We start from the raw sequence: 12388 nt of genomic DNA, 5'->3' as shown, positions 1-12388 counted from the left end.
AGCGCCAGCATGGCAGGTTTCAGCATCGGTCCGGTACGGGTGGACGTGCCGTGCCTGCTCGCGCCGATGTCCGGCGTGACCGATTACGCCATCCGCAAGCAGGCCAAAGCCTTTGGCGCAGGGCTCGTGGTTTCCGAAATGGTGGCGTGTGAGACACTGGCGCAGGGCCGGGCCGATGTGGTGCGCCGCATGGCAGGGGACGCGGACGTCGCGCCGCGTGTTATTCAGCTGGCCGGGCGTGAAGCCCAATGGATGGATATCGGCGCGCGTATCGCGGCTGATGCCGGGGCTGAAATTATCGACATCAATATGGGGTGCCCGGCACGGCAGGTGACGCGAGGTCTGTCAGGTTCCGCCCTGATGCGGGATCTGGACCATGCGCTGGAGCTGGTCGAGGCGACGGTCAATGCGGTCGAGGTGCCCGTAACGCTGAAAATGCGCCTGGGCTGGGACCATGACTGTATCAACGCGCCGGAGCTGGCGCGCAGGGCGCAAGACGCGGGCGTACGCCTCGTCACGGTGCATGGGCGCACCCGCCAGCAATTCTACACGGGGACGGCAGACTGGGCGGCTGTCAGGGCGGTCAAGGACGTTGTTTCAATCCCGGTGGTGGTCAATGGCGATATCACCAACATTGACGAGGCGCGCACGGCGTTGGCGCAATCTGGCGCGGACGCCGTGATGGTTGGACGGGCCGCGACGGGGCGTCCCTGGCTGCCGGGCGCCATCGGCCGCGCACTGCTGGATGGCGGCGATGCCATTGATCCACCCATGGCGGACATGATTGGGGCGCTGGTACGCGCCACGGAAGATTCCGCCTCGCTTCACGGCGAGATTCTGGGTGTACGCTGCATGCGTAAGCACTATGCGGGTTTTGTGGATCACCTCCTTGATGATCCGGGCGAGGCGCGCCAGTGGCGCGGCCTTCTGTGCAAGGCCGTCAGCGTTAAGGCCGCGATTGCCGGGCTGGAGCGTCTGGCGGGTGAAACCGGGATACGCAGTGCCGCATGAGCCCGACTGAGATCACACCCGCGCAGGCTGCCGACTTTCTGCCCAGTGCGGTGCTGCTGATCGATGGGCGTGGGATCATTACCTATGTGAACGATGCCGCCGAGGCCCTGTTCGAGCGCTCGGCGCGCCGGCTGGCCGGTGAGGCGCTGGACGGGCTGGGGCCGTGGGGCAGTGCCTCGCGCGCGGTGGCCAGCCGCGCGGTCAGCGAGGGCAGGGCGGTTTTCGCCCACGATGTGCGCGTGGAGGTCCCCGATGGCACCCGCCGCGGTGCCATTGATGCTGCCCCGCAGGGCGATGGCGCCTGCATTTCCATACGGCTATGGCCGGAGGCCGGCGCCGTGGCGCGCGGTGACCGGGCGGCCAATGCCGCCGCCGGGTTCGGCCGCCTGCTGTCGCATGAGCTGAAAAATCCGATGGCGGGGGCGCGTGGCGCGGCGCAGCTCATCGCCTCGTCGGCAGACCCGGAAACAGCCGAGATGGCTGCTCTCATCATGGCGGAGCTGGACAGAGCCCTGCGCATTGCCGACCGCTGGAGCAAGGTGGGTGATATTGCGCCGCACCCCTTTGCGCCGTTCAGCCTGAATGAGGTTGCCAGCGAGGCCCTTCGCTCGATGTCGGCGGCCAGCGGCAAGGGACTGGCGCTGATCGAGGATTATGATCCCTCGCTGCCCGATGCCTTCGGTGATCGCGACCTCGTGCTTCAGGCGGTCCTGAACCTCCTGGTGAATGCGGCAGAGGCGGTGTCCGGCCAGAGTGATGGCGCCATCGAAATCACCACACGCTACCGGATGGCACGTCCCGGCGGCGTGGCGCCTGAAGCGCGCCTGCAGATCGACATCACGGATAACGGACCGGGTGTTCCCGACGAGCTGGGTGAGTCGATCTTTTCGCCATTCGTGACCGGCAAACCGGCAGGCGAGGGGCTGGGGCTTGCGCTGGTGTCGCGGGTCGCGGAACTGCATGGCGGCGGGCTGGAATACGAGAGCCGGGCCGGGCGCACGGTATTTCGCATGTATTTGCGCGAGGAGGGGACATGACACAGGACATCAGCGCAGGCCGGCGCATTCTTGTTCTCGAAGATGACGAGACCTTGCGGCTGGTCATCTCCCGTGCGCTGACGCGAGCAGGGTTTGATGTGCGCGCTACCGCCTCGCCCTCTTCGGCCATTGAGCGCATGGCACGCCGTGATGCGGACCTGCTCGTCGCGGACGTGCTGCTCGGCGATGAGAATTTCCTCGACCGGCTGGAAGAGCTTCAACATGTCCGCCCCGACGCGCCCGTACTGGTCATCAGCGCGCAGACAACCGCGGCTACAGCGATCCAGGCAGTGCGCGGCGGCGCGTATGAGTACTTGCCCAAGCCGTTCGACCTTGACGACCTTGTGGATGCAGTCTGCCGGGCGCTGGACACCGGCGAGCGGGCCGGGCAGCAGCGCTCCGGGGCGAACCCGTTTCCTGATCTGGTGGGCCGCTCCCCGGCCATGCAGACGGCCTTTCGCCTGCTGGCCAGGCTGTCGACTGCCAGCGCGCCGGTCCTTTTCACCGGACCGGATGGTTCCGGCCGGGCGAGCGCGGCGCGAACGCTGCACAGGGCCTGCAAGCCCGGCAAGGCGCTGGTGGAAGCTGGACCGGACCGGTTGAGGCGGGAAGGCGTGCAGATCTTCCGTGAAGCAACAGGCGCGGGGCTGCTGCTGCGCCGCGCCGAACGCTGGGACGACGCCATTCAGGACATGGTGCTGGAACAGCTGGACCAGCTCGCCGATACCCGTCTCTACGTTACGGCGCTGGCCGATGTGCGCACCGCGATGGCCCCGGCCCTGTTTGAACGTCTGGCCGTTGGCCACGTCGACCTGCCGCCCTTGCGCGCGCGGGGCGATGACCGTTTGCGGCTGTTCGAGCATTTCCTGAAGAAGCACGGCAGGACAGATCTCGCGATTGCCCGCGATGCGGCGGAGTTCATCAATGCCTATCCGTGGCCCGGTGAGGTGGCAGAGCTGGAGCGGACCGCTGCGCGTCTTGCCGTGCAGGGTGATCGCGGAACGCTGGGCCTCCCGGCTTTGCAGGAGGCACTGACGGCGCCGACGGCGCCGGGCACAGGAAGCACGCTGGAAGATGCCGTACGCGCCTTTGTTGCTGCACGCCTGAGCGAACACAGCCAGGACATAGCTGGTGATACGGCGGCGATAGTGGACCGGGCGATGATAGAAACCGTCCTTGCCCATTGCGGCGGGGTGCGCCGCGATGCTGCGCGATATCTCGGTCTGAACCGCAATACGCTCGCCCGCCGGCTGACCGCGCTAGGCATGGATTCAGGTGGTGAGGAGTAACTGCAACACCGGGCGTTGAAATTTCGCCACACCCGGTCCAACATGGTGCCCGGGGCGATTTACGAATAGGCGCAAAAGCTTGCCATCCTGGCTCACCAACGGTGTTCAATCCCTGCGCATGTCGCTGTTCGCAACCGGGTTTCTGGTGGCGGCTATCGGCGTTGTTGCCTGCGCGATCCTGGCCGTGTCGGAGCAGGGCGCAATCGGCAGCCTGGCACCGCTTTTCTATACATTGCTGACGATATCTGCCGTGATCATCGCCGGTCTTGCCGGGGCTGTCAGCGTGCGGGCTGCCCGTATTTTCATGGGGCGGCGATTCGGAGCACCGGCGCCGCGCCTGCACATGCGGTTCATGGCGCTGTTTGCGCTGGCGGCGGTTGCGCCATCCATCCTGATGGCCTTGCTGCTGGCGCTGGTGCTGGGCCGGGGTGTGGAGTTCTGGTTTGGCGAACGCGTCACGACGCTTGTCGAGACCATGGCCGAGGTCGGGCGGGCACAGGCGCCGCTGGAGCTGAACCTTGCCGAGCTTCAGCTGGTCAGCATGGCAGGCGATTTGTCCTATCCTGAAGCTGTGGCCGCGATGAGCGAGAGCCGGATCGAGTACGCGCAATATCTGCGTAACCAGGCTATCGGACGCAATTTCGCCGCCGCCTATGTCATCGACAGCCGGTCCACCATCCTGGCACGCGCCGAAGCGCCGGGTGCGCCGCCTTTCGTGGCGCCCTCACGGCTGCTCTACGAGTTTGCCGCGTCCCGGGACATCGGCGTCAGCGATCCGACCCAGCGGGAGGACGGACCTGCCTTCGTCCGGCTTCTGGTGAACCTGCCTGCCTATCAGGACGCGTATCTCTACGTGGTCTGGTACGTCGATCTGGGCGTTCTGACCGCAGCCGAGGAAGCGACAGCCTCCTACCGGCAGGCTGTGGCGCGAGAGGAGGGGATGCGGCAGGTCTTCATCCTTGTCTATTTCGCTGCCGTGGCACTGATTCTGGTTGGCGCGCTTTGGCTGGCGCTGAGTGCGGCGACGCGCGTCGTGACGCCGGTAGCGCGCCTTGTCGGCGCTGCCGAGCGCGTCCGCCGGGGTGACCTGGATGCGCGTGTCCTTGTCCACCGCGAGGACGACGAAATCGCTGCGCTGGGCCGGGCCTTCAACCGGATGACCCGCCAGCTGCGCAGCCAGCGGCGTGCCCTGCTGGAGGCCAATGCGGAATCGGAAAGCCGGCGCAATTTCATCGAGGCGGTCCTCACTGGCGTCAGCGCCGGTGTTGTAGGGCTGGACCCTGACAACCGGATCACGCTGGTCAACCGGTCGGCCGAAACACTTCTGGACGTCGAGGCGGGCACGCTCACCGGCGAGCCGGTGGGCGAGGTGCTCGGCATGTTTGCGCCCATCGTCGAGGAAGCCCGGCGCTCGCGCGCCGTCCTGATCGAGCGCCAGATAGACATTCCGGGCAGCGACGGTGCGTTGCTTCATCTGAATGTGCGTGCATCGACGGACGAGAAAGGCGAGCTGGTCATCACATTCGACGATGTGACGCGGCTTGTCTCGGCACAACGCAATGCAGCCTGGCGCGACGTTGCGCGCAGGATTGCACACGAGATCAAGAATCCGCTGACGCCTATCCAGCTTTCGGCCGAGCGCATCAGGCGCAAGTATCGCGGTGCGATACCCGATGACCAGGCGGAGATATTTGACAAGTGTATCGAAACCATTGTCCGTCAGGTCAGTGATATAGGCCGGATGGTCGATGAATTTTCCACTTTCGCACGCATGCCGACGCCAAAGATGGAGGCGGCGGATCTGTCAGGCGTGGTGGAAGGGGCGGTTTTCTCCCAGCGTGTTGCCTCGCCGCGCATAAAGCTGCCGCTGGAAACGCCGGATCATCCCGTGATTGTGGAGTGCGACAGCCGGCTGGCAGGTCAGGCTCTGGCCAACATCCTGAAGAATGCCGGTGAAAGCGTGCTCGCCCGTCTCGATGAGGATGGCGCCAAGCAGGGCGGTGAAGTCGCCGTGACCTTGAAGGTGGAAGACGGCACCGCGGTGATAGAAGTGTGTGATAACGGGCTGGGATGGCCCTTTGCGGACCGCGCAAAGCTGACCGAGCCCTACATGACAACGCGCGAGAAGGGGACCGGGCTGGGTCTGGCAATAGTCAGACGTGTCATGGAGGACCATGGCGGCCGGCTGGAGCTTGATGAACGTCCGGACGGGGGGCGGGGCGCCGTGGTGCGGCTGGCCTTTCCCTTGCTTGAAATAACGAATGCGGCCAATGAGTCCGCTCTGTCCAGAGAGGCATAAGGTATGGCACACGACATTCTGGTCGTAGATGATGAAGCCGATATCCGCGAGCTTATCGGCGGCTTGCTGGAAGACGAGGGTTACACGGCGCGCTATGCCGGCGACGCCGACGAGGCGCTGGCAGCGGTACGGCAAAGAAAGCCATCTCTGGCGATCCTGGATGTCTGGCTGCAGGGAAGCAGGCTGGACGGAATTGCCCTGCTCGATGAAATCCGCGCGGCCGACCCCGGCCTGCCGGTCATCGTGATTTCCGGGCACGGCACGATCGAGACTGCTGTGGCGGCCATTCGCAAGGGAGCCTATGACTTCATCGAGAAGCCGTTCAAGTCGGACAAGCTGCTTCTGACCGTTGCGCGCGCACTGGAAGCCAGTCAGCTGCGCCGGGAAGTGGCCGAGTTGCGCGCGCGTACCGAAATGCATAACGAGTTGATCGGAAAATCGACTGCGGCAAACCAGCTTCGTCAAACAATTGATAGGGTTGCAGCAGCAAATTCACGTATTTTGATAAGTGGTCCTGCCGGCTCCGGCAAGGAGCTGATCGCCCGGCTTGTTCACGCGCGCTCGCCGCGGGCCGGTGGGAATTTTGTTCCTGTCAGCGCGGCGATGATGAATCCCGACCGCGTCGAGGAGGAGCTGTTTGGCGCCGAGCGTGCCGACGGCAGTGTGGAGCGCGTCGGCCTGCTGGAGCAGGCTCATGGCGGAACCCTGTTCCTTGATGAAGTCGGCGATATGCCGCTTGCGACACAGGGCAAGCTGCTTCGCATGCTGGTGGAGCAGCGCTTCAGGCGTCTGGGCGGCGGCGTGGATGTTGAGGTGAATGTGCGTGTCCTGTCATCCACCTCACGCGATCTCAGGGCGCTGATCAGTCAGGGACGCTTCCGGGAGGATCTGTATCACCGCCTGGCTGTCGTGCCGATCGACGTGCCGCCTTTGTCGGACAGACGCGAAGACATTCCGCTCCTGGTCAGTCACTTCCTTGAGCGGCTGACGGCCATGTCGGGCCTTACGCCGCGCAAGATCGGCCCCGATGCCATGGCGGCGCTGCAGGCGCATAGCTGGCCGGGGAATGTCCGTCAGCTTCGCAACAATGTGGAGCGTGTGCTCATACTGGCGACCGGTGACCCCAATGAAGCGATCACGCTGGATGCATTGCCGTCCGAGGTGGTCGGCCGTGACAGCGGCCCGGGAGGCATGGACACCGAAAGGATGATTGCGCTGCCCTTGCGCGATGCGCGCGAGAATTTCGAACGCGAATACCTGAAGGCACAAATCAGCCGCTTTGGCGGCAATATCTCGCGCACGGCGACATTTATCGGCATGGAACGCTCCGCCTTGCACCGGAAACTGAAAAGTCTCGGTGTTGGCGGAACGGACCGCGCCGGTGACAGCGAAAACGATGATGCACCCGTTACGGGGAGTGAAGGCTGATGAAAGCCGTCGTTTGCGGAGCGGGTCGGGTTGGCTACGGCATCGCCCGTGAGCTGGCCGCTGAAGGCAATTCGGTCACCGTGGTGGACTGGTCGCAGACGCTTATCGACCGGGTGACGACCGATCTGGATGTGCGCGGCGTGGTCGGTCACGGCTCGCATCCGGACACGCTGGAGCGGGCCGGCATTGCTGATGCCGATCTGCTGGTAGCCGTGACCTATTCTGACGAGACCAACATGGTCGCGTGTCAGGTCGCGCATTCCATTTTCGATACACCGCTGAAGATCGCGCGGGTACGCGCGCAGAGCTATCTGGCAAAGTCGTGGCGTGATCTGTTTGCGCGGGGTGCGCTGCCCATCGATGTGACGATTTCGCCCGAGCTGGAGGTGAGCCGTGCGATCCTTCAGCGTCTGGAAACGCCCGGTGCGACAGCTACCGCCCCGTTTGCGAACAACCGGTTGCAGGTGCTGGGCCTGCGGGTGGATGAGGGCTCGCCCATTGCCGGGACGAACCGCGAGCATTTGCGCGAACTGTTTCCCGATCTTGGCATGGATGTGGTCGGGGTGCGCCGGGGCGATACCCTGTTCATTCCGGAAGAGCGCGATCCGCTGAGCGTTGGCGATGACGCCTATGTGGCCGTTGCCGGTCCGCATGTGCCGCGCGTGCTTGATGTGTTCGGGCATCAGGTTCAGCGCGCGAGGCGTGTGGTCATTATCGGTGCCGGTAATATCGGGGTCTATGTCGCGCGCGCGCTGGAGCGCATGGCGGGTGTGCGCGTCCGCGTTATCGAGGCAGACAAGGCAAAGGCGGAAAAGGCTGCTGACAGTCTCTCCCGGACCGTTGTCCTGCACGGTGACGGCCTTGATCGCCGCCTGCTTCGCGAGGCCGGGGTGGAGGATGCGGAGCTGGCGATCTGCCTGACGAATGACGACAAGGTGAACCTGCTTTCCGCTGTGATGGCCAAGCGCGAGGGCGCGCAGCGCACGCTTTGCCTTGTCAACGAGCCGGGGCTGAAGGATGTCCGCACCGAGCTGGGCATCGACATCATGATCGATCCGCGCGGCGTTACCGTGTCGACCATCCTTCAGCACATACGCCGCGGGCGTATTACCGGCCTGCAGACTCTGGCCGACGGTCAGGCCGAGGCTCTTGAGGGGGTCGCACTGGCCACATCGCCGCTGGTGGGCAAGTCGCTGCGCGATCTGGAGCTGCCTGAGGACGTGTCGGTGTGCGCGCTGGTACGCGGCGAGAAGGTCTATTTCCGCAATGACAAGGTGACCATCGAGACCAATGACCGGCTGGTGGTGTTCGCGCTGAAAGCAGCGGTCCCGAAGGTGGAGCAGCTATTCCGGGTCTCGCTGGAATACTTCTGATCTCATGCAGCCCTCTCCCCGCACGATACGCGCCCTTGGCTGGAGCTGGCTCACGATAGGTCTGTTTGCGTTGCCCGTGACCCTCTATGCAACGGCGCTGGGAGAGGTGGCCGCGGCGCGTGGCCTTGGCACATGTGCTCTGATCGGAATTTTTGCTGGCGGTGGCTGTCTTGCGGCCACGTTGGGGCTGGATCGCCGTGTGCGCGCGCCCGCAGCCTTACGCCTGCTCATCCTTGGCTGGATGACCGGTCCACTGGTCGCGGCGCCGTCTTTCGGGGCTGTGTCTGATGGCTGGGTCGAGGCGGTATTCGAGGCGGTATCGGCGCTCACAACGACGGGCGCAACACTGACGGACCCGGACACCATGCCTCGCAGCCTTGTGGTCTGGCGTTCCATGCTGCAATGGCTGGGCGGTCTGGCGACGCTGGTGCTGGCCGTCACGGTGCTGGCTGGGCTGGATGACAGGCGGGCAGGCTTGCGCCGTTCATCCCTGCTTACCATCGAGAGCGGTGACCTGTTTTCCAATCTCGGCCGGGCGCTCATCCGTCTGGGCGGGGTCTATGCGGGTATCACTGTAATCGGCTTTCTGGCGCTCGCCTTCGCTGGTGCCAGCAGCTTTGAAGCGCTCAATCTGTCGCTTTCCGGCATTTCGACGGGCGGGTACCTGCCGCGCGGTGGCGAGCTGACCGAATGGCTGCCCGGACCGGCGATCGCCGTGCTCGCGGCTCTTTGCGTGCTGGGAGCTGGCAATATGGCTGTGCTTTACGAACACGTGTCGCGCGGACGCGTGACACGCCGGTTTGGCGATGTCAGGGCCATGCTCATCCTGTCGGTGACCTGCGGGGTTACCGTTGCCATCGCTGTCAGTCCGGCGGCAGGCATTGCCGGATTCTTCGACGCGCTGTTTGCCGTGACCACAGCCGGCTATTCCGTCAGCCCGGAGGGCGCTGGCCTGCCGGCGATTGCGCTTCTGACACTGGCTCTGGCCGGTGGCGCGGCCGTGTCGACATCCGGCGGCATCAAGATGGCGCGGCTGCGGCTGCTGCTGAAACGGGCAGGGCGTGACATCCTGCTCCTGGTCCAGCCCTCCTCTGTGGGGGATTCCCGCTTTGCCGGGCGCGCTGTCAACGAGGCGGCACTGGTATCTGTCTGGGCGTATGCGCTGGCGTATCCGGTGGTGCTGGCACTTGGCGCGCTGGCGCTTGGTCCTTTTGCCGCTGACATGGGGCTAGCCTGGTCTGTGGCGGGCGCAGCCCTGACCAATGCCGGGCCGATAGCAGGACAAGCATATGGCGATGTCGGCAGTGGCGGCCTGATAATCGCCTCGATCCTGATGATTCTCGGCCGGATCGAGATACTGCCATTTGCGGCAGTGTTATTCCTCCTGTTCAGCGGAGACTGAGACCCATGGCCCGTATTGCCTATGTAAACGGCCAGTACCTGCCCATCGATGCGCCGGCCATCCAGATCGAAGACCGCGGTTTCCAGTTCGCAGACGGGGTCTATGAGGTCTGGCTTGTCCGTGATGGTGTCTTTCTCGACCATCCCGGACATCTGGCGCGCCTCAAGCGTTCGCTGGGCGAGCTGCGTATCGAGTTGCCGATGAGCGATGCGGCACTGGATGTTGCTTTGCGTGAAACACTGCGCCGCAACCGGCTCGGCGATGCGCTGGTCTATCTTCAGGTGACGCGCGGGGTTGCGAGGCGCGACCATGCCTTCCCGGCGAAGCCTGTACGGCCGAGCATCGTTATCACCGTGCGGCCAGCGCCGCGTGCCCCGGTGGCCGCGCGGGCCGAAACGGGTATTGCGGTTATCACCCAGGACGATATCCGCTGGAAGCGATGTGATATCAAAAGCATATCGCTTCTTCCCAATGTTCTGGCAAAGCAGGCCGCGCGCGAAGCCGGCGCGTTTGAAGCCTGGCTGGTCAATACCGCGGGTGAGGTGACCGAGGGCAGCTCCAGCAATGCATGGATCGTGACGGGTGAGGGGGCTCTGGTAACGCGGCCCGCAGGCAATGACATTCTCAACGGCATTACGCGCCAGCGGATCATTCGCATCGCAAGGGCTCAAGGCCTGCGTTTCGAGGAGCGCGCTTTCACCGTGGAAGAAGCGCTGGGGGCACGCGAGGCGTTCATCAGCTCGGCCACTTCGATGGTCATGCCCGTAGTCAGCATTGACGGGCGCCCGGTGGCCAATGGCGCACCGGGATCTCTGGCGGGAGCATTACGGGAGTCGTATGAGGCAGGTGAGGAGGCCTGACATGTGCGCCGGGCCTACCCCATTGCAGGCGGGCGCGAGCGCCGCTACCTATGAGATTCCTTGTGTGTGATGCCCTTTTTCGGGCGGGGAAAGGTGGATGGCCATGTCGAATGATAAAAAACAGAACCTTCAGGACGTGTTTCTCAATACGGTCCGCAAGACCAAGACACCGTTGACGATATTTCTCGTGAACGGTGTGAAGCTACAGGGCATTGTTACCTGGTTTGACAATTTCTGCGTACTCCTGCGCCGCGACGGACAGGTCCAGCTGGTCTACAAGCATGCCATATCGACCATCATGCCCAGCCAGCCGGTACAGCTGTTTGACGGCAATGACGACAATCCCGACGGGGACAACGATTGACCGAAACCGCCAAGGCACCAACCCGCGCATTGATCATACACCCGTTGCCGCCGGGCACGGATGCCAGCCGGGCTGATGCGCGCCTTGAGGAGGCAACAGGACTAGCCATAGCGCTGGGGCTGGAGGCAGCCGGGGCGATAATCGAGCCGGTGCGCAAGCTGGAAGCCGGCACGTTTTTCGGCAAGGGCAAGCTGGAAACCCTGCATGAGCGCATGCAGGAACTGGACGTGCAGGCCGTCATTGTCGATAGCGCCCTGTCGCCGGTCCAGCAGCGCAATCTGGAAAAGCGCTGGCAGGTGAAGGTGATCGACCGCACCGGGCTGATACTCGAAATCTTTGGCGAGCGGGCGCGCACGCGTGAAGGCCGGCTACAAGTTGAGCTGGCGCGCCTGACCTATGAGCGCTCGCGTCTGGTGCGCACCTGGACCCACCTGGAACGCCAGCGCGGCGGACGCGGCTTCCTGGCCGGTCCCGGTGAAACCCAGATCGAGACTGACCGCCGCCTGCTGGCCAGCAAGATGGCCAAACTGCGCCGAGAGCTGGAACAGGTGAAGCGCACGCGCGCGCTTCACCGCACGCGCCGTCAGGCCGCGCCCTGGCCGTCTATTGCGCTGGTGGGCTATACGAATGCTGGCAAGTCGACCCTTTTCAACCGGCTTACCGCTGCGGGCGTACTGGCCAAGGACATGCCGTTTGCCACGCTGGATCCCACGGTGCGGGGCGTTCGCCTGCCATCGGGGCGGCGCGTGCTGGTGTCCGATACGGTGGGTTTCATTACCGACCTGCCAACCGAGCTGATTGCGGCCTTCCGGGCCACGCTGGAAGAGGTGAGGGAGGCCGATATCCTCGTCCATGTGCGTGATCTCTCCGATCCCGACCATGAGGGGCGCAAGGCCGACGTGGAAAGCGTGCTGACGGCGCTCGATTGTGGCCCGGCGCACGGCCAGCCTCTGATCGAAGCCTGGAACAAGATTGACCGGCTGGATGCAGAGGCCCGCGACGATGCGGTCTGGGCGGCCCGCATGGCCACCAGCAAGTCACAAGTATCGGTTCACCCGGTCTCGGCCGTAACGGGCGAGGGGATCCCAGCCCTGCTTGAGGCAATTGATGCGGCGCTTGGGCGTGACGATGAACGCATTTCGCTGCAGCTGGACCCCGGACAGGCGGAAATCGCGGCCTGGCTGCATGAGCACGGCGAGGTCGTCAGTGACCGGCGCGATGCCAAAACCGGGCAGATACGGATCGAGGCACGGCTCGCCGGGCCGGATGCCGGCCGTTTCCGGTCGAAATTCGCGGCCCTGCTGAATGACGGGGCGGATGCTTAG

General features: G+C 64.4%; 10 protein-coding genes. All 10 read left to right on the top strand.

The annotated features are described in order from the left end of the window. Nucleotides 1-9 precede the first annotated feature (9 nt). Nucleotides 10-1011, top strand: coding sequence for a tRNA dihydrouridine synthase DusB (gene dusB, locus IEV75_RS03100; protein WP_217979876.1), 1002 nt, complete (start codon nt 10-12; stop codon nt 1009-1011). Further along, nucleotides 1008-2048, top strand: coding sequence for a two-component system sensor histidine kinase NtrB (locus IEV75_RS03095; protein ID WP_188451086.1), 1041 nt, complete (start codon nt 1008-1010; stop codon nt 2046-2048). The genes dusB and IEV75_RS03095 overlap by 4 nt, the downstream gene beginning before the upstream one ends. Beyond that, nucleotides 2045-3337 carry a response regulator gene (locus IEV75_RS03090; protein WP_188451085.1) on the top strand — a complete coding sequence of 431 codons (1293 nt, stop codon included), beginning with the start codon at nt 2045-2047 and terminating at the stop codon, nt 3335-3337. The genes IEV75_RS03095 and IEV75_RS03090 overlap by 4 nt, the downstream gene beginning before the upstream one ends. Before the next feature lie 118 nt (nt 3338-3455). Beyond that, nucleotides 3456-5636 (top strand): sensor histidine kinase, encoded by a 2181-nt coding sequence (locus IEV75_RS03085; RefSeq protein ID WP_188451084.1) that lies wholly within the window; start codon nt 3456-3458, stop codon nt 5634-5636. Nucleotides 5637-5639: 3 nt separating this feature from the next. Further along, entirely contained in the window at nt 5640-7064 is a 1425-nt protein-coding gene (gene ntrX, locus IEV75_RS03080; protein WP_188451083.1) for a nitrogen assimilation response regulator NtrX, read from the top strand. After that, nucleotides 7064-8437 (top strand): Trk system potassium transporter TrkA, encoded by a 1374-nt coding sequence (gene trkA, locus IEV75_RS03075; protein ID WP_188451082.1) that lies wholly within the window; start codon nt 7064-7066, stop codon nt 8435-8437. Before ntrX ends, trkA begins: the two co-directional genes overlap by 1 nt. A 4-nt stretch (nt 8438-8441) precedes the next feature. Further along, the gene (locus tag IEV75_RS03070; protein WP_188451081.1) at nt 8442-9839 is read left to right on the top strand and encodes a potassium transporter TrkG; all 1398 of its coding nucleotides are present in this window, start codon (nt 8442-8444) and stop codon (nt 9837-9839) included. Between the two features lie 5 nt (nt 9840-9844). Continuing rightward, nucleotides 9845-10699 carry a D-amino-acid transaminase gene (locus IEV75_RS03065; protein WP_188451080.1) on the top strand — a complete coding sequence of 285 codons (855 nt, stop codon included), beginning with the start codon at nt 9845-9847 and terminating at the stop codon, nt 10697-10699. A 103-nt stretch (nt 10700-10802) separates the two neighbouring features. Then, nucleotides 10803-11063, top strand: coding sequence for an RNA chaperone Hfq (gene hfq, locus IEV75_RS03060; RefSeq protein WP_188451079.1), 261 nt, complete (start codon nt 10803-10805; stop codon nt 11061-11063). Next, nucleotides 11060-12388 (top strand): GTPase HflX, encoded by a 1329-nt coding sequence (hflX, locus tag IEV75_RS03055; protein ID WP_188451078.1) that lies wholly within the window; start codon nt 11060-11062, stop codon nt 12386-12388. Before hfq ends, hflX begins: the two co-directional genes overlap by 4 nt.

Origin of the sequence: Glycocaulis albus, assembly GCF_014639075.1 — a bacterium.
GTDB lineage: Bacteria > Pseudomonadota > Alphaproteobacteria > Caulobacterales > Maricaulaceae > Glycocaulis > Glycocaulis albus.
This window is presented reverse-complemented; position numbering and strand designations above follow the sequence as displayed.